Below are 22501 nucleotides of genomic sequence, written 5' to 3'. Positions count from 1 at the left end.
CTCCAGTTCGCTGTCCGACAGTCCATACAAGGACTGCAGCAGAAGCGCCTTGAACATCACCAACGAATTGTAGGCAGGCCGGCCTGGTCCGGCCGGCGAGCGCAGCCGTGCCAGGATCTTCTCGAAGCGATACCACTTCACCAGCAACGACAACCGGTCCAGGCGACCGCTCCGACCAAGACCCTGCGGCAGCAGAGCCTCCACAAAACTGAACTGACCGCTCGGCTTCGTCGTCATCGCAAGATCCCCGTTTCAAAAACAGGGAATCACATCCACACAATTTTGCAACAGGCCCTCAAGGGGGGAGATTGGCTGTCATTCCGGCTTTCGACAATCTCCAGCGTCGCAGAACGGAGCGAAGCATCGAAGCTGCTGATCTCCCCCCTTGCGGGGGAGATGTCCGGCAGGACAGAGGGGGGCGCCACGCAATGATGCGGGAAACAAGCTTACCCCGCGCGGCAGCGCCCTTGCTCAGCTTCGCCCGGTTGCTGCGCCGCTACGGCTTCGCCATAGCGCCCGAGCAGGTCTCCAGCTTCATGCAGGCCGTGACATTGCTCGGGCCGCGCTCGATGGCAGACATCCGCGAGGCGGCGCTCGCGACGCTGGCGCCGCCGCCCGACCGCCACGACGAATTCGAAGCGCATTTCCAGAGCCACTTTTATGGCAACACATCCGCCGTGGTGGAAGGCGACGCCGACGAGGAAACCCGCATCAAGGATGATGGCGGCGCCGACGACGAACGGATCGAAGCCGAACAAACCCAAGAGGGCGGCGAGCTGTCCTCGGCACTGGAGCAGTTGAGCAGCCGCGACTTCCAGCGTGACGATGACCGCCTTGCCGCTTTCCGCCGCAAACTCGCTTCAGCCTTGCCCGCCCGCCGCTCCTTCCGCACCGTACGCACGCATTCGCGCGGCAAGCTCGATCTGCGCCGGTCGCTGCGGGAAATCGTCAGCGCCGATGGCGACGTGCCCTCGCCGCTGCTGCGCCGCCGCCAGACCGTCCCCCGAAAGCTGCTGCTGCTGATCGACGTGTCCGGCTCGATGAAGCTGCACACGTCGGATTACCTCAAGCTGGCGCATGCCGCCGTGCAAGGCGCGGACCGCGCCGAGATCTTCACCTTCGGCACGCGGCTGACCCGCATCACCACGGCATTGCGCATCCGCGACCGCGATCAGGCATTGGCGCGCGCGGCCGCGCAGGTTGACGATTGGGACGGCGGCACCCGCATGGGGCCGACGCTGCTCGCCTTCCTCTCGGTGCCGCGCTTCTCGTCGTTTGCACGCGGTGCCACGGTCGTGATCCTGTCCGACGCGCTGGAGCGCGGCGATCATGGCGAGTTGGAGACAGCCATGCGACGGCTGAGCGCCCGCGCTTTCCGACTGTCGCTGGCCACACCCTTGGCCGGCGATCCGCGCTTCCGGCCGGCAACGGCGGCACTGCGCGCCATCCTGCCGGTGCTGGACGACCTCGTCGACGGCTCGTCGGTGAAAGGCCTCACCGATTTCATCCTGTCGCTCGCCCGCCCTGCTCCGGCGGCGGCGACAATCTGGAGGAGGGTTTCATGATGCAGAAAACCATCGAGGCGCATTTCCACATCTGGCGCCAAAAGGACCAGCCCTGGCTGGTCGGGCCGATGGTGCCGCGTATTTTTGGTCCCTACGAGCCGATCCGCCGCGACTATCCGATCGAGGAGTTTCTCGAAGACCAGAAGGGGTCGGGCGTCGAGAAGGCCGTCTATGTCCAGACCAACTGGGCCAAGGAGGATTTCGAGAAGGAAGTCGCCTTCCTGCAGAAGACATCCGACGAAACCGGCTGGCCGCATGCCATCGTCGGCTACACCGACATGACCGTCGACGATATCAGGCCCCAGATCGATCGCTTGAAGAAATATCCGCTGCTGCGCGGCGTGCGCATGCAGCTGCATTGGCACGAGACACCGGCCTTCCGTTTCGCCGCCTCGGCCGACCAGGTGATCGACCCGAAGGTGCGCGCCAATGTGGCGCGGCTCAAGGACTATGGCCTGTCCTTCGACCTGCAGCTTTTCCCCGCCCAGATGAAGGACGGGCTGACGCTGGTCGGCGAGAACCCCGAAACGAATTTCATCCTCACCCATGCCGGCATGCTGACCGGCATGGAACCGGACACCACCGAAGCCTGGAAAGAAGGCCTGCGCACGCTGTCGGCGGCGCCCAATTTCTACGCCAAGCTCTCCGGCCTCGGCACCTTCGTCCACCGCAACGACCCGGCGCTGATCGCCTACATCGTCGACAACACGATCGAGATCCTGGGTGCCGACCATTTGATGTTCGGCTCGAACTTCCCGATCGAGAAGCTATGGACCAGCCACGCGGAGCTGATCAAGGCGCACCGCAATGCGGTGGCCAACCATGGCGCGGCGGCGGAGGCGGATATTTTCTGGAACACGGCGGAGAAGGTTTACCGGCCGGTGTGACGCTTCACTTAACCTCGAACTGCGGATCGACCGGGATTTGCATCGCCGTCACCAGATGGTTGGTCTGCCCAGCCAATCCGATGATCGACACCAGCTCGCCATGCTGCGCATCGGTCATGCCCTTGGCTCGCGCTGCCGCCGTATGCGAATGGACGCAGTACGAGCAGCCATTGGCAGTCGACACCGCGATGTAGATCATCTCTTTGGTCAACGGATCGATGGCGCTCTCGGCAACCATCACCACCTTCAACTGTTCCCAGATCCGCTTCAGCGCCGCGGGATCATTGGCCAGCCCGCGCCAGAAATTGTTGACGAAATCGGATTTGCGCGTCGCGCGGATGTCATCGAAGACGGCCTTCACGGCCGGGATCTTTTCGACCTCGGCGTCGCTCAGAAGTCTTGTGGTGGCCATGGTATTTCCTTTCCTTTCGATCGATGAACTGGCTCGTTGAATCAAGTTTCGAGCAAAGGCGGCTAACCAGCTTCTTTGACTCAGTTTTTGGCGCAATAGCGTTGAAGATTAGCCGAGGCACCTAAACTTCGTCATCCTAGGGCGAAGCAGGCGCGAAGCGCCGTCGCGGAGACCCGAGGATCCATTCCGTGACGTCAGCCGCGGAGTGCAACGGAGCAGAATTCTGCACCGCAGCAGCGCTACGGAGTCCCGGCATGGATCCTCGGGTCTGCGCCGCGTCGCTACGCTCCTTGCTTCGCCCGTGGATGACGAAGGGATGGACGTGCGCGCCAATTATCGACGTACGCATCGGCCAGAACCCTAATGCACCGCAGCGTACATGATCTTCTCCTCCGTGGCCTCGGCCGGCGAAAACTCCTCGACGATACGGCCCTGACGGCAGACCAGGATGCGGTCGGACAGGTTCATGATCTCCGGCAGGTAGGACGAGATGACGACGACGGCAAGGCCCTCGTCGGCCAGCCGGTTGATGATCTGGTGGATCTCGGCGATCGCGCCGACATCGACGCCGCGCGTCGGCTCGTCGAAGATGACGATGCGCGGCTGCTGCACCAACCCCTTGCCGATCACCACCTTCTGCTGGTTGCCGCCGGACAGTTCGACCACCCGCGCATTGTCGTTGATCGCCTTGATGTTCAGCGTCTTCGTCCATTCGGCTGACAGTGCGCGCATCTCCTGCGCGTTGATCACCCAGGCCTTTTCGCGGCCCGCCGCCAGCAGTCCGCCGAACAGGTTTTCGGCAATGCCCATCGTCTCGAAGATGCCTTCGCTCTTGCGGTCCTCGGTGACGTAGACGATGCCGTCCGCCACCGCTTCGCTTGGTACGAGATAGCGCACGGGCTTGTCGTCCAGCTCGATGGCGCCGCCGCGCAGGAAATCGCGCTTGTAGATGCCGGAAACGATCTTGAATGTCTCGGTGCGGCCGGAGCCGATCAGCCCGAACACGCCAGTGATCTGGCCCTCGAAGATCGAAAAGGATGTGTTGCGCACGACATTGCTCATCGAGATGTCCTGCACCGACAGCACCTTCCGGCCCGCCTTGCGCAGCTTTGCCTCGTCACGCTGGCGGTAGATCTGCCCCGACAAAGTGCGCCCGACCATAGCGGCGACGATCCGGTCGCGGTCGAAGGCTGACGTGTCGTCGGTGATGACAAGCTCGCCGTCGCGCAGAATGGTGATGCGGTCGGCAATATCAAGCGCTTCTTCCAATGCATGGCTGATGAAGACGATCGACACGCCGCTCGCCTTCAGCCGGCGGATCAACGCGAAGAAGTGCCGCTTTTCTTCCGGCGTCAGCGTCGCCGTCGGCTCGTCGAAGATGATGATCTCGGCATTGTGGTGCACCGCGCGCGCGATCTCGACCATCTGCCGCTTGGCAGCACCCAGCGTCGCCACCATCGCGTTCGGGTCGACGGGAAAGTTCAGCGATTGCAGGAATTGCTGCGCCGAAATGTAGGTGCCGCGCAGCCGGTTGAGGAACTTTTCGGTGCCGAGATAGAGGTTCTGCGCCACCGTCATCGACGGCACCAGGCTCGTCTCCTGGAACACCATCGCAATGCCGGCTTCAAGCGCTGCGTGCGGCGAGGCGTAGGCGATCTCTTGTCGCTTGTGGAACATCTTGCCTGAAGTGGCGTCGACCACCCCAGCGATGATCTTGGTCAGCGTCGATTTTCCCGCGCCATTTTCGCCGAGCAGCGCATGGATCTCACCCTTGCGCAGGTCGAAGCTGACATTCTTCACCGCGGGCACGCCGCGGTAGTTCTTGGTGACATTCTCCAGACGGACGATCGGTTCCATCAGAAACCTCCCATGGCGACGGAAAGGATGCAGTCGCCGCCTTTGGAGGCGACGAACAGAAGGCCGTCTTTTTCCGCAACGCTGCAGATGCCATGGCGCGTGCCGTTGGCGCGGCTGTGCAGGCTGAACTGCGGCTGCATCTTCTGGTCGAGCCTGACCACCAGCCCGTAGGAGCGGCTCGGCGACCACGGCTTGTGGATGCCCATGGTGCGGATGCCGCCGCATTGCAGCGGCTCGAGGAAGCTGCGGCTGGAGGCCAGTGCAGGCGCGATCCAGTAGGCCGGCAGCACCTGGTTCAGCATGTCCTGGCGGTAGTGCGTTTCCTGCAGCACGAATTCGATCAGCCGGTTGCGCGGCGCAAACAGGGTCAGCCAGGCGCCGCCACCGGCGGAGGACGACAGCCGTGCCGGATAGCCCGGCAGATGCGTCAGCACCGTCGAGCGGTTACCAGTCGCGCCGTCGAAACGGATGAGCTGGTGACGCCAGCTTTCGCTGACCAGCACATCCCTGCCTGCAGGATGCAGCCCATAGGGAAAGGCAATGTCACCGGCGACCTTGCGGAAATCACCGCCTGCTGCGTCTCGCTTCCAGAGCGAACCGGAAGCCCCCTTGTTCATCAGATCGGCGGCCCATTGCGATGGAGCATGCTCGACCGAGCCGTTGGCCAGCCACAGCGTGCCGTCATCCGCGTAGGCAAGCGCGGTTATGCAGCGGATCTCGGCCGGCAGCGAAACCTCCTTGCCTGATATCAGCAGCTTGCCGCTTTCCAGCCCCACCGTCAGTTCGCCCGATGGCGACAGCGCCAGCGCCGTGACCGGAGACGGAAAGGTTTCGACAACCCTGGGCTCGGTTCCGGCAGCAATCGAATAGATTGCGTTGCCGCTGGAGGCCAGCAGCCTGCCATCGGCAACCAGCAGATTGTCCGGCTCGGTCAGCTCAGTAAAAGCCGGCGCGTCATCCAGCAATGTGTTGGGTCGGAAAGCGCCATCGAGCGGCGGGATGGTCACCGCCTTGCCGCGAAACAGGTCCAGCACAGGATCGAGGATCATGGCTTTGCTCCCCAATAGGAAGCGGGGCTGGTCCAGTTCGGGTCTGCGCCTGAAATCTTGTAGCGGCCGATGCGGTTGTTGAGGATGCCGCCGACGAACAGATATCCCTTGTGCTCGCGCATCGAGGTGACCATCGGGTGCGCGCCGCCGGTGAGGTCGCCCATCGCCTCGACGATGCCGCCCTTCTCGTTGAACTTCACCACGCCGCCGGTGTTGATGTTGGGGAACAGCCATTCGTCCTGCGGCAGCCGCCGCGTCATGCGCTTGCGCATGTCGGGGTGGCGCAGCGACAGGTCGAAACTCGGCGTGCGCATGCCAAGCCACGCCATCCAGTAATTGCCGTCGGAGGCGCGGTTGATGTTGTCGGGATAGCCCGGCATATCGCGGGTGACGCATTCGGCGGTGCCGGCCTTCGGCCCTTCCAGCCAGTAGCGATGCACGCGGCAGGCCCAGCTTTCGGCGAAGAACAGCGACTTGCCGTCATGCGCCATGCACACACCATTGGTGTAGCGGTAGCCGTCGAGCAAGGTCTTGGTCGACCCGTCCTTGGGATCGTAGACCAGCAGCCGGCCGGTGGCACGGTTCTCGATCGAATCCAGCGCCCAGTCATGCGCGTCGTAACGCTTGGTCGAGTCCGTGAAATAGATGCGGCCATCGGGTGCGATGTCGCAGTCATTGGGGTCACGCAGCCGCGCATCGTCGACGATCGACGTCCACGAGCGCGACGTCTCCGCCGACAGGCGTTTGACCTCGCGATCCGGTGAGACGGAATAGAGCCCCATGGCGCCGACGCAGCTGATCAGATTGCCGGATTTGTCGAAGGCGAGGCCGAGCGGAAAGCCGCCGATATGGGCAAACACTTCCGATTTGACATAATCCGGCGCGAAGAAGCGGACGATCTCGCCATGGCGCGTGCCGCAATAGAGATTGTCGTCGCGGTCGAGGATGACATCCTCCGGCCCCTCCAGCTCGCCAAGCCCGATATGGTCGGCTGCCGACAGCCTGTTATCAAGCTCGTAGGGCGTGCCCGAGCCGGGTGCGGCCGACTGAGTTTCGCCCATTCTGAGATAGACAGGCGCGACATAGACCTCGTTGAGCACCTTGTGGCGGTTCTTCAGCCAGCGAATGTCAATGGTCACCGCCACCGCCAGCATGATGCCCAGCACCATCTGGTTGGTGCCGGTGCCGTAGCCCAGCCGGATCAGGCCGTTGGTCATGGTCAGCACGATGATGGCGCCCATCAGGCCCTTGATCACCGAGCCGCGCCCGCCGCCGAGGCTGACGCCGCCGACCACCGCCGCCGTCAGCGCCATGATCTCGAGGTTGAGGCCCGTGCCCGGCCCTGCCCCGCTCAGCCGGCAGGCGATGAGGAAGCCGCCGATCGAGGCGCAGAAGCCGGAGAAGACGTAGGTCATGAACACGGTGCGGCGCACGCGGATGCCGGCATTGTGCGCCGAGCGCCTCGAACCGCCGACCGCCAGCACATGCCAGCCCGGCCGCGAACGGGTCAGCGCGATGTGGGTGATGATCGCCAGGATGATTGCCAGCCACACCGAGACGGACAGCCCCCAGAAGGTGCTGTCGCCGATGAAGTCGAGCACATCCGATGCGGCGGTCGAGAGCTGTACGTCGGCGGCATAGGTGGTGACCAGGATGTCGAACAGCGCCCGGCCGAAGATGAAGGTGACCAGCGTGGTCAGAAAGGCGCGCAGCCTGAGATAGCCGACAAGGTAGCCGTTGATGGCGCCGAAGATGAGACCGGTGGCCAGCGACGCAGCCAGCGCCAGCCAGATCGACTGTTCGAGGATGAAGAAAACATAGACGGCGGAAAAGCAGGACAGCGCGAAGATCGAGCCGACCGACAGGTCGATGCCGCCACCCAGCATCACCACCGTCATGCCGGTGACGACCATCGAGAACTCGCCAAGCTGGCGGGTCGATTCCTGCAGCGCCGTCAGCTTGAAGAAGCCGGGAATGATCGAACCGAAGGTTGCCAGCGTCGCCACCAGCGCCAGGAACGGAATGGCGTTGTCGGTCCAGCGTTTGGTCAGGATCTCGCCGACGACATGGTCGGGCACGAGATTGTAGCGCCAGGACTGGAGGCGTTCGCGAAAGGACATCGGCAGCTGCTATTCCATGAGAAAGAGGTGGCCGGGCAATCCGGCCACCTCGTTGATCGGTGTTGGCAAGGATCGGCTTATTTCGCAGCCGCTTGCGCCTGCAGCGCCTTCAGGTCCCAGCAGCTGTCGGGCTTCAGGTCGGCCTTGGTCGTCGCCTTTTCCAGCGTGTAGATGTAGGTGTGCGAGGTGCCGGCCGGCTGGCCGCTCTGCAGCAGGAACTTGATGATCGCGTTCATGTCGCCCGACTGGCGAGCAAGATCGGTCATCACCACGGCGCCATAGGTGCCGTCCTGCAGCTTGTCGCAATCGGCCGCCTTCTCGCCACCGCCCGTGGTGACCAGGAACACCTTGCCGTCGAGCTTGGCGTCGCGGATCGCGGCGGCCGCGCCGGTGGCGTCACCATCCCAGAAATCGATGATCGAGCAGATGTCCGGGTTCTGCTGCAGCATCGTCGTCGTCACGTTGCGCGAGGTCGTCGCATCCCAGTTTGAATCGGGCTTTGCCACCACCTTGAAGTCGGGATTCTTGTCCAGCACCTTCATGATGCCGGCATACTGATAGAGGCTGGAGGAGTTGGCCTGGTCACCCTGCACAAGGCCGATCTTCTTTGACGAGTTCGGGCCGCAGCCCTTGATCGCCGCTTCGGCCTCGAGCTGGCCGAGCCGGTCCCAGTCGCTGCCGACAAAGGCATCAGCCGGGAAGTTCGCCGGATTGTCGACCAGTATCACGTAGGTGCCCGCGGCCTGCGCCTTCTTCATCAGCTTGGAATAGGAGTTGAGGTCCGGCGCATGGATGATCAGCACGTCCGGCCTGGTGTCCGACGAGATGGCGTCGGTGATCGCCTGCGCGCCGGCATCGACGACCCAGTTCGGGTCACGCGTCTCGAATACGCCGCCCCAGGCCTCGACTTCTGTCTTCAGGTAATGCGACCAACCCTGCGCCAGGTCGAAGCCCATCGCCAGCGGCACCAGCATGACGCGCTTGCCCTTGAGCGCCTGCGCATAGGCGGCCGGGCCTGGATCATCGGCGGCAAAGGTTGGCGCCACGAAAGTGGTAACGGCAAGCGCCGTGGCGGCGGCCATAAGTGTCTTGATCAGTTTCATGTCAGATCCTCTGTTTTTGCTGTTGCTGTTCACGGCCGGCCCCAACCGTCCGCGGTAGGTTTAGATATCGCCTTGCTGGGCGGTCTGCTCGTCACGTGGATTGATGATGCCGTCGACGATGATGGCGCCGAGCAGGATCGCTGCCTTGATCAGGTTCTGGTAGAGCAGCGGAATGTCGATGATGGTCATGGCGTTGAGCAGGATGCCGATCAGTGCCGCACCGACCAGCACGTTGCGCACCCCGCCGCGCCCGCCGGACAGGCCGATGCCGCCGATCACCGCCACCAGCACGATATCGTAGAGCAGCGTTGAGTTGACGACCCGGGTGTTGATCGAATGCAGGCTCGCCGCCGTCAGCAGGCCGGCGACCAGTGCGACCAGGGCGGAGAGCACATAGCGCAGCACCAGCATCGGCCGCACCGGAATGCCGATGTTGCGGGCGGCGACCGGATTGTCGCCGGCGAAATAGATGTAGCGGCCCCATTTGGTGTAGCGCAGGAACAGGAAGAACAGGAAGGCCAGCCCCGCGAAGACGAACACCTCGACCGGAATATCGAGGAAGCGCAAGCCGCCGAGCAACTCGACCCAATGGCCCTGCGGCACCGGCACGGCATCCTGCGTGATCAGTTGCGAGCGCACATAGCCGAAGACGAAGGAGCCTGTCGCCAGCGTCACGAAGATCGCCGGCACGTCGGCATAGGCGACGAGAAAGCCATTGAGCAGGCCGATGGCCAGCACACCGGCCAGCACATAGGCGAAGGCCAGCCCGTCCGGCGTCCCCGAATTCAGAAGTTGCAGATACCAGGCGACAGACATCGCCATGATCGCGACGGCGGAGAGGTCGATGCCGCGGCCGATGATGACGACGGCCATGCCGAGCGCAAGGATGCCCAGCACCGACACGGAGCGGACGATGGCGACGAGATTGTTGGGGTCGATGAAGCCCGGCAGGCCGATGGCCGCTGCAACGAACAGCACCACCGCGATGGCAAAGACAATGCCTTCCTGATTCAGGCTCCTGAAATTCGGCCAGCCGATCATGTTCATGTCTGCGTTTGCCCCGATGGCAGCGCTGCCATCCCTAGGAAGAAAGCTAATCGGCTCAGCGCCGGTTCGTCAAATGAATCCGCGCTCGAACCCGGATGGCAGCGGATATTCAGCGAGTGGATGCATCAATTGCCCAAGCTGGCGCAATGCGTGGAAAACTCTGGTTTTTTGGCAATTGGTTGCGCCATTGCGGCCACTCGCGAAAGCGCGGCACCAAGGCGAAAGGACAAGACGGAATTTATCTCCACATCAGGTGGAGAATTGGATTTCAGTTCCCCGGCGAGTGGCCGGAAACCTCCGCGCCCGCACTTGGCGGCAGCACGAGAAAACGCAACGCCGCCACCAGCCCGATGGCGCCGATCGCCAGGAAGGCGATTCGAAAATCGACGAGATCGAGAGCGGGCCGGTCCCTGACTATTTGCGACAGATTGAGGATCGCCGCCGCCACCGCGACGCCGAACAGCATCGCCACCTGCTGCAGCATCGATGATAGCGTCGCCGCCGAGCTGCGCTGCGCCGCATCGATGTCGGCGAAGGCCAGTGTGTTGAGCGCGGTGAACTGCATCGAGCGCGTCAGGCCGGCAATCAGCATCAGCGCCACCACCAGCGCCTGTGGCGTCTGCGGCGAGACCGCCCCGCAAGCCATGATCGAGACCGAGGCGATGATGCCGTTGACGACCATCACCGAGCGGAAACCGAAACGCCGCAGCGTTGGCGTCGTTACTGTCTTCATGCCGAGATTGCCGAGGAAATAGGCCAGGATCATCAAGCCGGCATCGACGGGCGAGAGGCCGAAGCCGACCTGGAACAGCAGTGGCAGCAGGAACGGCGTGGCGTTGATCGCCACCCGGAAAATGGTGCCGGCGGCCAATGTCGAGATGGCGAAGGTCAGCACCTTGAACGAGGAGAGATCGAGCAGCGGATGCGGCGCCCGCCGGAGATGCCGTACCGCCAGCCAGCCTATGACGATGCCGGCAACGATCAGCAGCGCTGTCGGCAGCACGCCGTCCTCCGGATGAGCAATGCGTTCAAGGCCATAGAGCAGCAGGGCAAGTCCGGCCGATGTCAGGAAAAAACCCGGCCAGTCGAGCGGCTTGGGGTCAGCCTCACGGTCGCCCGGAATGAAGCGAGCGACCAGCGCCAGCCCGATCACGCCGAGCGGGATGTTGATGAAGAAATTCCAGTGCCAGGACAGATAGGTGGTGATGAAGCCGCCGAGTACCGGCCCGACCACCGGCGCAAACAGTGCTGGCCAGGTGATCAGCGCCGTGGCGTTGAGCAATTCGGATTTCGACGCATTACGCAGGACGAGAATCCGCCCGACCGGCGTCATCAGCGCGCTGCCGAGCCCTTGCACGACACGGGCGGCGACAAACTGGGTCAGGGTTTGCGAGAGGCCGCAGGCGAGCGAAGCCAGGGTGAACAGGACGATCGCCAACAGGAAGATGTTTCGCGCCCCGAACCGGTCGGCGAGCCAGCCCGACAGCGGCACGAACACCGCCATGGTCAGCATGTATACGGTGATGCCGATGCTCATCGCCACCGGCGACACGCCGAAGGACGCGCCCATCTGCGGCAGCGAGGTCGAGATGATCGTCGAATCCAGCAACTGCATGAAGAAGGCGATGGCGACGATCAGCGCCACGCGCCGCGCATTGGTGGCCGTTTCGGATAAGGTTGCGGTCTCGGGAATGGCAGTCATGACGGAACCGGTTTGAACAGCATCTCACCGGCCGCGTCCAGAGACGTCGCAACAAACTTTCGTGTGCCGCCACGGCCTGCTATGGGATGAACGGGGTGGCCGAGGAAAGTGTCCGCGTAACATGAAGCCCATCTATATCGACTACCTCAATGCCCTCGACATCGACGCCCTTGCCATGACCGATGGCGAAATCATTGCTGCCGTCGAGGCTGGCCTGGTGGCGCAAGGCAACGGCCAGACGGTGATCGAGCCGCGCGTCCATCTCGAACCGGACCCGTCCTTCCACGGTCATTTCAATGTCTTGCGTGGCTACGTCGCGCCGCTCGACACGGCGGGCGTGAAAATCGTCGGCGACTATGTCGACAATTACCTGCACGGGCTGCCTTCCGAATTCGGCATCCTCAATCTGTTCGATCCGCGCACCGGCACGCCGCGCGCCATCCTCGACGCCACCGTCATCACCGACATGCGCACCGGCGCCGTCACCGCCATCGGCGCCAGGCATCTGGCGCGAAAGAATTCCAAAGTGCTGGCACATATCGGCGCGCGCGGCACCGCCTACTGGAATGTGCGCCTGCTCGACCATCTCTTCGACTTCGACGAAATCCGCGTCCATTCGCGTCGCCCGGAAAGCCGCGACGGTTTTGCCGCCAAACTCTCCGCCGATCTCGGCAAGACGGTGACGGCGGTGGCCGACTGGAAGAGCTGCATCGAGGGCGCCGACATCGTCGTCGAAGCCTCGCGGCTGCCGGAGCCGCAACCGCTGCTCAAGACCGAATGGATCAAGCCCGGCGCGCTGGTCGTGCCCTATGGCACGATGAGCGCGGTCGAACTGTCGCTGACCGACATCATGCAGAAAATGGTCGTCGACGATTGGGGCCAATGCAAGGGCGGCAAGTTCGGCTCACTGCGCGCCCATGTCGAGACCGGGCGGCTGAGCGAGAAGACGCTGCATGCCGAGCTCGGCCAGATCGCCGCCGGTCTGAAAGTCGGGCGAGAAAGCGACGACGAAACGATCCTGTTCTGGCATCGCGGCCTGTCGCTGTCCGACATTGCACTGGGCAAGGCGATGCTGGCCAAGGCGCAAGTGCAAGGTATCGGCCAGAGGCTGCGCTTCGCATGAGCGCGCTCGTCCTCGCCGGAACCGGCGTCGGCATTGGCGATGTCGCTGCGGTCGCCCGCGAAGCGCGCAAGGTGGAAATCGGACCTGATGTCATCGGCAGGCTGGAGAAGGCGCGAAAAGTGCTTGACCAGGCCGCCGCGTCCGGCCAGCAGATCTATGGCCTCAACACCGGGCTCGGCGCCAATCTCGGCACTGCTGTAGAGGGCGACGCCAGCGCTTTCCAGCGCCAATTGCTGGAGGGACGCAACGGCGCGGTCGGCGAAGCGCTGCCGGTCGAAGCCGTGCGCGCTACTATGCTTGCCCGCGCCGCGATGCTGTCGGTTGGCGGCTCCGGCCTTTCGCCCTTCGTCTTCGTCGCTTTGGTCGACGCGCTCAATGCCGGCGTCCATCCCGTCATGCCGTCGCTCGGCTCGATCGGCGCCGGCGACCTGGTGCTGATGACGGCACTCGCCCGCATGCTCACCGGCGAAGGCGAAGCCGACTATCAGGGCCGTCGCATGCCGGCAGCCAAGGCGTTGATGATGGCGCGCCTCGCCCCTATCAGCCTGGCGCCCAAGGACGGGCTGTCGCTGATCAACGCTTCGGCGGTATCCGCCGGCAGCGGCGCGCTTGCGGTGACGGATGCGCTGTCCGCCCTTGCCCAGCAACAGCAGGCCGGGGCGCTGACCATGGAAGGTTTTGGTGCCAACCGCACCATCCTCGATCCGCGCCTGCATATGGCGCGCCCGGCGGCCGGCCAGCAGGAAGCAGCCAAGGTGCTGCACGATCTGCTCGTCCGCGACGAGGCGCTGGTGCCGACCACCTTGCAGGACCCGCTGTCGATCCGCTGCATGCCGTCGATCCATGGCGCGCTGATCGAGGCGATCGGTCAGGCGAGACAGGCTGTCGAGATCGAACTCAACGCCGCCGCCGACAACCCGCTGGTGCTGGGCGATGATGAGCTGGTGCTGTCGACCGGCAATTTCCACACCGCCGCACTGGCGCTCGCCTTTGAGACGCTCGGCCTGGCGATCGCCCAATGTGCCGCGGCCAGTGCCGCGCGCTTCATCCAGCTCACCGGTTCGGGCCGCAATGGCCTGCCGAAATATCTGTCGCCGGTCGGCGGCGCCTCGGCCGGCTTCGTGCCGCTACAGAAGACAGTGACCTCGATCCTGGCCGCCATCCGCCACAAGGCCAATCCGGTGATGCTCGACTTTCTTCCGGTTTCGGAGGGCGTCGAGGATCACGCCACGCAGACACCTCTGGCGGTTGCGAAATGCGCCGGGATGATCGCGCTATGGCGCCGCCTGATCGCTTTCGAGCTGATGGCGGCCGCACAAGCGGTCGACCTGCGCGACGGTTTCACGCCAGCGCCACGCACCGCCGCAATTCACACGGCGATCCGCGCGCTGGTCCCTGCTCTGAAGGAGGACCGGCCGCTCGGCATCGACGCCGAGGCGCTCTACGCCGCGCTCGCCGGTGGAAATTGGCCGGCCTGACGCGGCTTCTCAGAAGACGACGGTCTTGTGGCCGTTGAGCATGACGCGGGCTTCGAGATGCAGCTTGACCGCGCGCGCCAGCACCCGGCTTTCGATGTCGCGCCCGACGGCGACGAAATCCTCGGCGCTCATCGCATGGGTGACGCGTTCGGTCTCCTGATCGATGATCGGGCCCTCGTCGAGGTCGGAGGTGACGTAATGCGCCGTCGCACCGATCAGCTTGACGCCGCGGTCGAAGGCCTGGTGATAAGGCTTGGCGCCCTTGAAGCTCGGCAGGAAGGAATGGTGGATGTTGATCGCCCGTCCGAACAGCCGGTCCGACAGGCTTTTCGAGAACACCTGCATGTAGCGCGCCAGGATGACCAGTTCGGCCCCTGTTTGCTGCACCAGGTCCAGCAGCTTCTGTTCCTGCTCGGCCTTGTTCTCCCTGGTGGTCGGCCAATGGTGGTAGGGAATGCCCTCCAGCTCGGCGAAGCGGCGGGCATCCTCGTGGTTGGAGACGACGGCGGCAACCTCCGCGTTCAGCCAGCCGACCCTGATCTGGTACAGCAGATGCAGAAGCGCGTGGTCGAACCTGGAGACCATGACGATGATCTTCGGGCGGCGCCCCTGATCGACGAGCGCGGTCTTCATGCCGAACCGGTCGACACTTGATTTCAAGGCCCGTTCCAGACTGTCCCTGGTCGAGCCTGGCGGGCTGATGAAGGCGATCCGCATGAAAAAGCGATTGGTCTGCCGGTCCCAGAACTGGCTGCTTTCGGCGATGTTGGCGCCGTTCGCGGCAAGCTCCGCCGTGACCGCGGCGACGATCCCCGGCTGGTCCTCGCAAGAAAGCGTAAGAATATGAACCGGCGCGGCGTCGTCCGTCGCATCATTGCCTTGAGATTTCACGCCCCGTCGACCCTCTTCATGAACAGGCTGAGTTCAGCCGGATCCATATGCACCACATGCTTGTCTTCGGGATAGGCCAGACTGTTGACATCGGCGACATACTCCGAGAACGCGGCGATGCGCTCGGCTTGCAAACGATCATATTCGGCGGCAAAATTGCGATAGACCTTGGAGTGGCGGGGCATGTGGCCACGGTTCTGGCCGAGGATGTCGTCGGCGAACAGATACTGCGCGTCGCAGCCAATGCCCGCCCCCATCGACAGCATGATCAACGATGTGCGTTCCGAGATCGCCTTGGCCACCTCGATCGGCACGACCTCGATCTCGGCGCCGATGGCGCCTGCGGCCTCCAGTTGTTTCACCGCCGCGAAGACCTCCATGGCGGTATCGGCGGTCTTGCCAACCGCCTTGAAGCCGCCGGTCCAGGTGGCCCGTGACGGGATCAGCCCGACATGGCCGATCACCGGGATATTGTCATCGGCCATCCGCTTGATCGTAGCGTAGCCGGCGCTGCAATAGACCGCGTCGGCGCCGGCCTTGTAGAGCCGGAAGGCCCAGCGCACGAAATCGTCCGCCGTGCCGATCTCGTAGAAATTGTCGCCCGGCATGGTGAACAGGCTGGGTGCGGCGTCCCGAAATTGCGGGTTGAGCACCAGTTCGGGCGGCACCGAGACGATGTCGATCCCGGCGCGCTCGGCGGCCTCGGCCTCGTCCATCGTCAGCACGCGCAGCATGGTCAGCTGTCGCTTGCCCTTCATGGCGCGCAAATCCGCCACCGTCGGTCTTTTTCGGCTCATCAAATGGGTTCCCTCAGTTGCATTCGGCGGCAGGTCAGCCGATCTGGATCATCACTTTGCCAGCCTCGACCTTCACCGGATAGGTGGCGAGATTGACGCATACCGGTGCGCCTCGGGCCACACCCGTCTTGTAGTTGAAGCGGCCATTGTGCTTGGGGCATTCGATGATGTCGTCCATCACCAGCCCATCGGCCAAATGCGCCTTCTCATGCGTGCAGTATCCGTCGGTGGCGAAGTACTCGTCATCGGGACTGCGATAGATGGCGAAGGTACGGCCGCCATGATCGAAGCGGATGACATCCTCTTCCTCGACATCGTCGACGCCGCACGCTTCAACCCAGTCGGCCATCTGCCTCTCCCCTATTCCGCCGCCGCCGGAACGGTCAGCGCATGAAACTCGTCCCGATACGGCCGCGCCGTCGGCGGCAGCTCGCGCTTGAGGAAATAGTCCTCGTACTGAAGCTGCTTCAGCAGCACCGGCCAGACCTCGCGATAGGCATGCCACATCGAAGGGTTCGGCGCGGGCAGATCATGCTTGATCAATTCATGCAGCCTCGGCAGCGCGTGATACGGCACCATCGGGAACATGTGATGTTCGACATGGTAGTTCATGTTCCAGTAGATGAAGCGGCTGATCGGGTTCATGTAGACGGTGCGCGTGTTCAGCCGGTGGTCGGTGACATTATCGGCCAGGCCGATATGCTGCAGCAGGCCGGTCAGCACCATGTGCCAGCTGCCGTAGAGGCGCGGCAGGCCGATAAGCACCAGCGGCAGGAACGACCACAGATAAAGCGCCAGCGCGATCGCCGCGACATAGATAGCGACATGCCAGCGCGCGGCTGTGACCACCTTGTGAAGCTCCATCTCGGGAATAAAGCTTTTCTCGTCGGGCGAGATGCTGCCGAACGCATTGCGCACCAGCGTCGGCAGCGAATAGCGGAAATCGAGAATGCCGGTGAAGGCGAGTGCGGCGCGCAGAAGGTCCGGCGGACGCATCACCGCGATCTCGGCGTCGCGGCCGACGATGATCGTGTCGGTGTGATGGCGGGCATGGCTCCAGCGCCAGGTCACAGGGTTGCGCATCAGCATGAAGCTGGCGATCTGGTAGACGGCATCGTTCATCCAGCGCGTGCGGAAGGCGGTGCCGTGGCCGCACTCGTGCCAGCGCGAGTCGCTGGACGAGCCGTAGAGCACGCCATAGACGAGCAGGAACGGCACCACCCACCACGTGCCCCAGAACCAGGCGATCCCGGCGGCAGAGCCCAATATGGCAACGATCCAGATGATCGTGTCGCGGATCGCCGGCCCGTCCGAGCGTTGCATCAGCTCTTTCATCGCCTTGCGCGGCACATCGGTGTGATACCACTCGGCCGAGGCCAGCCCGGTCTCGATCGCGGTGCGCGTGCTTTCCCCGACCAGGCTGTAGTCGCGCTTTTTCTCCATCACATCGACCTCCGATTTCCGGCCCGCCAGCCGGAGCATTCGTTTCGCATCATGCCCTGTCCGCCAATCCCGGAAAATTGCCCGACGGCACAGGATAATCCTGTTGCGGCTGCCTGGCGATCGACGCGATCCTCTCTTCGGCCGCGGCGATCGCGCCGGCGCCGTCGAGCACCCGGAACACCGCATCGTAAGAACGGCTTTCGCCATGCTCCAGCCAGATCATCTCGCCTCGCTCGCGCGCCGCGAGATTGCCCAAGACATGGTGTGTCGACGGCTCTATGCCCAGCGCATACTGCCCTGCCTGGAAATTCTGCCATTGATAGGCGCAAGGCAGCTGGTCCTTGCGCGTCACCACTTCGAAGCCGAGTCCGAGCCGATCGTTGACCACAGCCACAGGCACCTCGCCATTGGCATCGGCCGCCATCTCATGTTGCCAGACCTGCTCGCTGAAACCCGACTGTGGCGCCGGCATCGTGCGGTAGCCGACCTTCTGCGCCTGGTAACGCTCGCCGTCATGACCGGCCCAGACGACATCGCGGATCGGTGCCAGATAGCGCGAGCCCTCATCGAGCAAGGGATGGCTGACGTTGACGTGGTAGAAATACATATGCGGCGTGCGGTTGAAGCCGTGATTGACGACGCGGTCCGACAGCCGGATCTCGTTGCCGCCGACATCGGCCTCGATGCGCCGCAGCAGGTGCAGATCCTCGCCGAACACCGCCGATTGCTGAACGACGCCTTCGGCCCAAAGCACGCAGCGGTCGCCATCCCAGGTCTCGCCATAACCGGTCAACCGCGCCGGAATGGTACCGACGCGGCCATGCAGCGAATGGATCACGGTCTTCTTTCCCGGGTAGTTGTAGCTATCGGCCGGCACCTCTTCGCGGCCCAATATGTGGTCGAGGCCGCAGGTGACAAGCAGCCCAGAAAACGAGCGTGCCCAGGCGAGCCCGCCCTCCCCCTCGTAATCGTGCAGGCCGGGATGACGAAAGCCGCTCGGCGAATGCCAGCCGATCGCCTGGCCCTTGAAGTCGCAGTCGGCGATGTCGAGCGCCCGGTCGACCAGCGCGGTGAAGCGCAGCCCCGTGCCAGTACGGAACTCCAGCATGCGAATGCCGCGTTCCACCCCGTCGCCAAGCGTCATCAGCCGCACGCCGGCAAATTGCGACAGCATGCCCGAACGTTCCGACACCTGCCGGCGCGAAAGCGTCTTGCCGTAAAGTTCTACCATGTGACGGCCAACTTCTTCACTTCGCTCTCGTCTCTTTCAGCAGGGCCGACATGTCGGCGCCGGTGATAATGCTTTCCACGGTCAGGAGATCGGTATCGGCAACCGTCTGCTCGGCAACGATCTCGCCGCGGCGCATGACGATGATGCGGTCGGCTACCTGGAACACGTGATGGATGTTGTGGGTGATCAAGAGCACCGAATGGCCGGCGTCACGCACCTCCTTGACGAAGCGCAGCACGCCGTGGGTTTCCTCGACGCCGAGATTGTTGGTCGGTTCGTCGAGGATGATGACCTTGGCGGCGAACTGCATAGCGCGAGAAATCGCAATCGACTGCCGCTCGCCGCCCGACAGCGTTAAGACCAGCGCATCGGCGTCGAGTTTCTTCGAGATGCCGACGCGCCTCAACAGCGCCGACGCCGCGTCGCGCAATTTGGCGAAATCGAGCGGCGCGAACACGCCCAGCCATTTCAGCTTGACCGGTTCGCGCCCAAGGAAAAGATTGCGCGCAATGCTGAGATCCGGCGCCAGAGACGTATCCTGGTGGATGGTCTCGATGCCGAGGTCCATCGCATCGCGCGTCGAGCGGATCGAGACCTTTTCGCCGCGCACATAGATGTCGCCCCGATCGGCTGGAAACACGCCCGAGATCGCCTTGATCAGCGTCGATTTGCCGGCGCCATTGTCTCCGAGCAAGGCCACCACCTCGCCTTCGTTGAGGGCAAAGGACGCATTCTTCAGCGCCCGAACGCTGCCGAAGGATTTTTGCAGATTCTGCAGCCGAAGCACTTCCATCGTCAGCCCCTTGCGGCGTTCTTCTGCAGCAAAGCGTGCAGGATGAGCATCGCGAGGATGATGAGGCCCACGAAGATGTTGTAGGCGAGGCCCGGCACGCCGATCAGCACGATGCCGTTGCGGATCGCGCGCAGCATCAGCGCACCGACGATGGTGCCGAGGATCGTGCCGCGTCCGCCGGTCAGCGCCGTGCCGCCGACCACCACCATGGCGATCACTTCGAGCTCGTAGCCGGTGCCGGCCACCGGTGAGGCGGCCGAGATGCGGAAGGCGCTGATCATGCCGGCCAGTCCCGCCAGGACCGAAGTCAGGATGAACAGCCACACCTTGACGGCGTCCGCCGGCACGCCGCGCGCCACCGCCGCGTTCCGGTTGGAGCCGATGGCGCTGATCCAGTTGCCGAGCTTGGCATAGCGCAGCACGTAGATCGCCAGCAGCGAGAGACCGATGAACCACCACAGCGAGGTGTAGAACCGGAACGACCCGACATTGAAGCTGCCGGCCAGCAGCGTGACGAAAAAGCCTGGCTGGTCCCAGGATTTCAGCGGAAAGCCCTGCGTGATGTAGAGCGCCGCCCCGCGCACCACGAGCAGCATCGACAGCGTGACCAGGAAGGAGGAGATGCCGATCTTGGTGACGATCAACCCGTTGATCGCGCCGATGGCGACGCACAGCAGAAGCCCGGCCAGAAGCGCGATGCCGATATCGACGCCTCCGTTCTGCACCAGAAGCATGACGACGACCGGCGCCAGCCCGAACACGGCACCAACCGACAGGTCGAATTCGCCCGCCGTCAGAAGCAGCGTCATGCCGAGCGCGATGATGCCGAGCTCAGGCAGGAACGCCATCATGTTGGAGATGTTGAGCGGCGACAGGAAATTGGCATCGGCGATGGCGAACACCGCGAGCAGGACAATGAGGATGATGAGCGAGGAGAATTGCGGCGAGCGCATAAGGCTCGATCTGCGTTTCCCGACAGGCATTTCGTCTTCTGCGGCGATCATCATGACTGCTTGAACCGTGCTTTGAAATGGTGCCCGCGGCCTGCGCCGCGGGCACCGGTTTTCACTTCGTGTCGTAGAGTTTCAGGATCGGTTCGACGCTCGAGGCGTCGTAGAGGCTGAAAGTATGGATGTCGTAGCCGATCGGTTCGCCCGACGCGGCGAGCCCGAGCAGCGCCACCGGCATGAAGCCCTGCGCAGACGGAAACTGCCAGGCGGCCGCGTTGACGAAGCCGGATTTGACGGCCTCGGCGGTTTCCTTCGAATTGCCCCAGCCGACGACCGGGATCTTGCCGGCCGGCACACCTGCGCCGTCGAACACCCGTTTGACGCTGGCCGCCACGGAATCGCCGAGCGCGATGATCGCCGGCGGATTGTTGGCCACCATATAGTCGGTCATCTTGGCAATGATGCCGGCCGGGTCGGTGCCGCAATCGACCACATCATATTTGATCCCCAACGGATCGAAGACGCTGGCGATGCCTTCGGTCTCCAGCTGCTGATAGCTGGCGCCGGGCACTTCCACCGGCAGGAACACCTTGTCGCCCTGCTTCACCATCTTGCGGTCGACGAGATACTTGGCCCAGATGACGCCCGCCTCCTTGAGATCGGCGCCGACATAGGCCTGCCGTCCGGTCGCCGGATCGTCTGTGTTGAAGAACACGATCGGGATCCCGGCCGCCTTGGCAGCCTTCACTTCCTCGGTCCACAAGCCCGGCTGGGCCGAGGTGGTGGCGATGCCGTCGGGCTTGGCCGCAAGCGCGGAATTGAAGGCCTCCTTCTGCGCCGCCATGTCGCCGCCGCTGAAGGAGATCTTGCAGGTCACCTTGAGCTGGTCGCAGGCTTTGGTCGCGCCGGCATTCCAGTCGAGCCAGAACGCATCCGAGGGACCGCCATGCGACAGCAGGTAAAACGTCTTCTGGCCATCCTGCGCCATTGCCGGCGAGCCTAGCGCGACGCTGGCGAGCAGCGTTGCGGCAGCCGCCAGTTTCAATGCGAACTTCAACATTCTTTCCTCCCTTGCTTTTGGGCCGCGCCGCCGCGAACCGACAGCGCGCAGTGACCGTCACAGACCGTTGGCGCGGAACTTCCCATCGAGGAATTTCTTGGCGCGCGGCACGTCGTCTTCCGAGAGATGCTCGATAATCACAGGAATGTTCGGATGCTTTTCCGCCAGCCGCTGGAGGTAGAGATCATAGTTCAGCGAACCGAGGCCCGGTGCCGGCAGCTCGATCTCGCCGACGCCACGGAAGGTGTGGCTCTCCAGCGCGTCCTCGTCGCCGATATCGGCGTGCTTCTCGGACTTGTCGCCGCCCGAACGCTTGACGTCCTTGGCGTGAGCTATTCTGATCTTGTCGGTCAGCGTGTCGAACACCTGGTTCAGGATCTGGTCCATCCTGTCGATGTTATGCGTCTCGAAATAATTGGTCGGGTCCATCAGCAGACCAAGGCCGGGATGGTCGACCTGCGCGAACATCTTCACCGTCTCCTCGACCGAGCCGACGACGTTGTTGACGTAGGTTTCGAGCAGGAAGACCGCGCCGTGGTCATAGGCCGTCTGGGCGAGCTCGGCGACCACCTTGCGGCACTCCTCGAACCCTTCCTCGGTCTTGTTCTTGGGGTGATGCACCCAGTCGGATTCGGTGTTGTAGGTGCCGGTTTCCGAGATCACATACGGGCTGCCGAAATGGCGGGCGTTGCGGATGATCTCCTTGAGATAGCCAACACGCTTGTCGCGCTCGGCCTTGTCGGGATGGATGATGTTTGTGTAGCCGGAAATGCAGCACACCGGCAGGTGATGATCGCGGAAGACGTCGCGCACCTTCTTGGCCTTGTCCTTGGTGATCTGCCCCGCCGACAGGTCGACGTCCTTGAAATGCAGGTCGAGCTGCACCGTGTTGAAATCGAGCCCGCGGATCTTCTTCGCCGTCTCTTCGAGGCCGTACGGGAAATAGCCCGTGAAAATACCTGCCTGCATCATGGTGTGAATTCCTCCCTGTAA

Annotated in this window: 21 protein-coding genes; 4 read left to right on the top strand and 17 right to left on the bottom strand. The window is 63.4% G+C overall.

From position 1 onward, the window contains the following. Nucleotides 1-237, bottom strand: a 237-nt coding sequence (locus NKJ04_RS08545) for a transposase (RefSeq protein ID WP_352674327.1), incomplete at its 3' end; no start/stop codon positions are given. A 191-nt stretch (nucleotides 238-428) separates the two neighbouring features. Here NKJ04_RS08545 and NKJ04_RS08540 point away from each other — a divergent pair. Beyond that, entirely contained in the window at nucleotides 429-1565 is a 1137-nt protein-coding gene (locus NKJ04_RS08540; RefSeq protein WP_128303424.1) for a vWA domain-containing protein, read from the top strand. Then, the gene (locus NKJ04_RS08535) at nucleotides 1565-2452 is read left to right on the top strand and encodes an amidohydrolase family protein (RefSeq protein WP_352674338.1); all 888 of its coding nucleotides are present in this window, start codon (nucleotides 1565-1567) and stop codon (nucleotides 2450-2452) included. The genes NKJ04_RS08540 and NKJ04_RS08535 overlap by 1 nt, the downstream gene beginning before the upstream one ends. 4 nt (nucleotides 2453-2456) lie before the next feature. On the opposite strand, the gene NKJ04_RS08530 is transcribed toward NKJ04_RS08535, so the two are convergent. The 7 genes from NKJ04_RS08530 to NKJ04_RS08500 all read right to left on the bottom strand — a co-directional run bounded on the left by NKJ04_RS08530 (nucleotide 2457) and on the right by NKJ04_RS08500 (nucleotide 11742). Further along, nucleotides 2457-2864, bottom strand: coding sequence for a carboxymuconolactone decarboxylase family protein (locus NKJ04_RS08530; protein ID WP_352554762.1), 408 nt, complete (start codon nucleotides 2862-2864; stop codon nucleotides 2457-2459). A 360-nt stretch (nucleotides 2865-3224) separates the two neighbouring features. Further along, nucleotides 3225-4721, bottom strand: a complete 1497-nt coding sequence (locus tag NKJ04_RS08525; protein WP_352554761.1) for a sugar ABC transporter ATP-binding protein — start codon at nucleotides 4719-4721, stop codon at nucleotides 3225-3227. After that, nucleotides 4721-5770, bottom strand: coding sequence for an SMP-30/gluconolactonase/LRE family protein (locus NKJ04_RS08520; RefSeq protein ID WP_352554760.1), 1050 nt, complete (start codon nucleotides 5768-5770; stop codon nucleotides 4721-4723). The genes NKJ04_RS08525 and NKJ04_RS08520 overlap by 1 nt, the downstream gene beginning before the upstream one ends. Further along, a complete protein-coding gene (locus tag NKJ04_RS08515) occupies nucleotides 5767-7890 on the bottom strand; it encodes an ABC transporter permease (RefSeq protein WP_352674326.1) in 2124 nt (707 codons plus the stop codon). The genes NKJ04_RS08520 and NKJ04_RS08515 overlap by 4 nt, the downstream gene beginning before the upstream one ends. A gap of 77 nt (nucleotides 7891-7967) precedes the next feature. Next, complete coding sequence (locus NKJ04_RS08510; protein WP_352674325.1) at nucleotides 7968-8993, bottom strand: sugar ABC transporter substrate-binding protein; 1026 nt, start codon at nucleotides 8991-8993, stop codon at nucleotides 7968-7970. A 60-nt stretch (nucleotides 8994-9053) separates the two neighbouring features. Next, nucleotides 9054-10040 carry an ABC transporter permease gene (locus NKJ04_RS08505; RefSeq protein ID WP_352674324.1) on the bottom strand — a complete coding sequence of 329 codons (987 nt, stop codon included), beginning with the start codon at nucleotides 10038-10040 and terminating at the stop codon, nucleotides 9054-9056. Between the two features lie 268 nt (nucleotides 10041-10308). Beyond that, the gene (locus NKJ04_RS08500; protein ID WP_352674322.1) at nucleotides 10309-11742 is read right to left on the bottom strand and encodes a DHA2 family efflux MFS transporter permease subunit; all 1434 of its coding nucleotides are present in this window, start codon (nucleotides 11740-11742) and stop codon (nucleotides 10309-10311) included. 121 nt (nucleotides 11743-11863) lie between these two features. On the opposite strand from NKJ04_RS08500, the gene NKJ04_RS08495 reads away from it, so the two are divergent. Further along, nucleotides 11864-12865, top strand: a complete 1002-nt coding sequence (locus tag NKJ04_RS08495) for an ornithine cyclodeaminase family protein (protein WP_352612594.1) — start codon at nucleotides 11864-11866, stop codon at nucleotides 12863-12865. Next, entirely contained in the window at nucleotides 12862-14343 is a 1482-nt protein-coding gene (locus NKJ04_RS08490) for an HAL/PAL/TAL family ammonia-lyase (protein WP_352554757.1), read from the top strand. The genes NKJ04_RS08495 and NKJ04_RS08490 overlap by 4 nt, the downstream gene beginning before the upstream one ends. A gap of 9 nt (nucleotides 14344-14352) precedes the next feature. On the opposite strand, the gene purU is transcribed toward NKJ04_RS08490, so the two are convergent. The 9 genes from purU to NKJ04_RS08445 all read right to left on the bottom strand — a co-directional run bounded on the left by purU (nucleotide 14353) and on the right by NKJ04_RS08445 (nucleotide 22480). Then, nucleotides 14353-15234 (bottom strand): formyltetrahydrofolate deformylase, encoded by an 882-nt coding sequence (gene purU / locus NKJ04_RS08485; RefSeq protein ID WP_023814025.1) that lies wholly within the window; start codon nucleotides 15232-15234, stop codon nucleotides 14353-14355. Then, the gene (locus NKJ04_RS08480) at nucleotides 15231-16031 is read right to left on the bottom strand and encodes a 3-methyl-2-oxobutanoate hydroxymethyltransferase (protein WP_352674319.1); all 801 of its coding nucleotides are present in this window, start codon (nucleotides 16029-16031) and stop codon (nucleotides 15231-15233) included. Before NKJ04_RS08480 ends, purU begins: the two co-directional genes overlap by 4 nt. Before the next feature lie 34 nt (nucleotides 16032-16065). Then, nucleotides 16066-16380, bottom strand: a complete 315-nt coding sequence (locus tag NKJ04_RS08475; protein ID WP_013530832.1) for a MocE family 2Fe-2S type ferredoxin — start codon at nucleotides 16378-16380, stop codon at nucleotides 16066-16068. Between the two features lie 11 nt (nucleotides 16381-16391). Then, the gene (locus NKJ04_RS08470) at nucleotides 16392-17474 is read right to left on the bottom strand and encodes a fatty acid desaturase family protein (RefSeq protein WP_352612673.1); all 1083 of its coding nucleotides are present in this window, start codon (nucleotides 17472-17474) and stop codon (nucleotides 16392-16394) included. A gap of 49 nt (nucleotides 17475-17523) precedes the next feature. Further along, nucleotides 17524-18705 carry an aldose 1-epimerase family protein gene (locus NKJ04_RS08465; RefSeq protein ID WP_352674318.1) on the bottom strand — a complete coding sequence of 394 codons (1182 nt, stop codon included), beginning with the start codon at nucleotides 18703-18705 and terminating at the stop codon, nucleotides 17524-17526. Between the two features lie 16 nt (nucleotides 18706-18721). Further along, nucleotides 18722-19504 carry an ATP-binding cassette domain-containing protein gene (locus NKJ04_RS08460; RefSeq protein WP_164892899.1) on the bottom strand — a complete coding sequence of 261 codons (783 nt, stop codon included), beginning with the start codon at nucleotides 19502-19504 and terminating at the stop codon, nucleotides 18722-18724. After that, entirely contained in the window at nucleotides 19501-20481 is a 981-nt protein-coding gene (locus NKJ04_RS08455; protein WP_352674316.1) for an ABC transporter permease, read from the bottom strand. The genes NKJ04_RS08460 and NKJ04_RS08455 overlap by 4 nt, the downstream gene beginning before the upstream one ends. A gap of 82 nt (nucleotides 20482-20563) precedes the next feature. After that, nucleotides 20564-21508 (bottom strand): sugar ABC transporter substrate-binding protein, encoded by a 945-nt coding sequence (locus NKJ04_RS08450; RefSeq protein WP_352441184.1) that lies wholly within the window; start codon nucleotides 21506-21508, stop codon nucleotides 20564-20566. A gap of 57 nt (nucleotides 21509-21565) precedes the next feature. Beyond that, nucleotides 21566-22480 carry a sugar phosphate isomerase/epimerase family protein gene (locus NKJ04_RS08445; protein ID WP_023814032.1) on the bottom strand — a complete coding sequence of 305 codons (915 nt, stop codon included), beginning with the start codon at nucleotides 22478-22480 and terminating at the stop codon, nucleotides 21566-21568. Nucleotides 22481-22501: the final 21 nt, after the last annotated feature.

The sequence above is a fragment of the Mesorhizobium sp. M0618 genome (assembly GCF_040320765.1).
Taxonomy (GTDB): domain Bacteria; phylum Pseudomonadota; class Alphaproteobacteria; order Rhizobiales; family Rhizobiaceae; genus Mesorhizobium.
The sequence above is the reverse complement of the archived record's forward strand: the minus strand, read 5'-3'. Positions and strand labels throughout refer to the sequence as shown.

Excerpts from the sequence above, each read along its gene's own strand:
- NKJ04_RS08530 (WP_352554762.1), bottom strand. The coding sequence starts at position 2,864 with ATGGCCACCACAAGACTTCTGAGCGACGCCGAGGTCGAAAAGATCCCG.
- NKJ04_RS08525 (WP_352554761.1), bottom strand. The coding sequence starts at position 4,721 with ATGGAACCGATCGTCCGTCTGGAGAATGTCACCAAGAACTACCGCGGC.
- NKJ04_RS08465 (WP_352674318.1), bottom strand. The coding sequence starts at position 18,705 with ATGGTAGAACTTTACGGCAAGACGCTTTCGCGCCGGCAGGTGTCGGAA.
- NKJ04_RS08490 (WP_352554757.1), top strand. The coding sequence starts at position 12,862 with ATGAGCGCGCTCGTCCTCGCCGGAACCGGCGTCGGCATTGGCGATGTC.
- NKJ04_RS08500 (WP_352674322.1), bottom strand. The coding sequence starts at position 11,742 with ATGACTGCCATTCCCGAGACCGCAACCTTATCCGAAACGGCCACCAAT.
- NKJ04_RS08515 (WP_352674326.1), bottom strand. The coding sequence starts at position 7,890 with ATGTCCTTTCGCGAACGCCTCCAGTCCTGGCGCTACAATCTCGTGCCC.
- NKJ04_RS08470 (WP_352612673.1), bottom strand. The coding sequence starts at position 17,474 with ATGGAGAAAAAGCGCGACTACAGCCTGGTCGGGGAAAGCACGCGCACC.
- NKJ04_RS08535 (WP_352674338.1), top strand. The coding sequence starts at position 1,565 with ATGCAGAAAACCATCGAGGCGCATTTCCACATCTGGCGCCAAAAGGAC.
- NKJ04_RS08480 (WP_352674319.1), bottom strand. The coding sequence starts at position 16,031 with ATGAGCCGAAAAAGACCGACGGTGGCGGATTTGCGCGCCATGAAGGGC.
- NKJ04_RS08475 (WP_013530832.1), bottom strand. The coding sequence starts at position 16,380 with ATGGCCGACTGGGTTGAAGCGTGCGGCGTCGACGATGTCGAGGAAGAG.
- NKJ04_RS08445 (WP_023814032.1), bottom strand. The coding sequence starts at position 22,480 with ATGATGCAGGCAGGTATTTTCACGGGCTATTTCCCGTACGGCCTCGAA.
- NKJ04_RS08450 (WP_352441184.1), bottom strand. The coding sequence starts at position 21,508 with ATGTTGAAGTTCGCATTGAAACTGGCGGCTGCCGCAACGCTGCTCGCC.
- NKJ04_RS08520 (WP_352554760.1), bottom strand. The coding sequence starts at position 5,770 with ATGATCCTCGATCCTGTGCTGGACCTGTTTCGCGGCAAGGCGGTGACC.
- NKJ04_RS08455 (WP_352674316.1), bottom strand. The coding sequence starts at position 20,481 with ATGCCTGTCGGGAAACGCAGATCGAGCCTTATGCGCTCGCCGCAATTC.
- NKJ04_RS08510 (WP_352674325.1), bottom strand. The coding sequence starts at position 8,993 with ATGAAACTGATCAAGACACTTATGGCCGCCGCCACGGCGCTTGCCGTT.
- NKJ04_RS08505 (WP_352674324.1), bottom strand. The coding sequence starts at position 10,040 with ATGAACATGATCGGCTGGCCGAATTTCAGGAGCCTGAATCAGGAAGGC.
- NKJ04_RS08540 (WP_128303424.1), top strand. The coding sequence starts at position 429 with ATGATGCGGGAAACAAGCTTACCCCGCGCGGCAGCGCCCTTGCTCAGC.
- NKJ04_RS08495 (WP_352612594.1), top strand. The coding sequence starts at position 11,864 with ATGAAGCCCATCTATATCGACTACCTCAATGCCCTCGACATCGACGCC.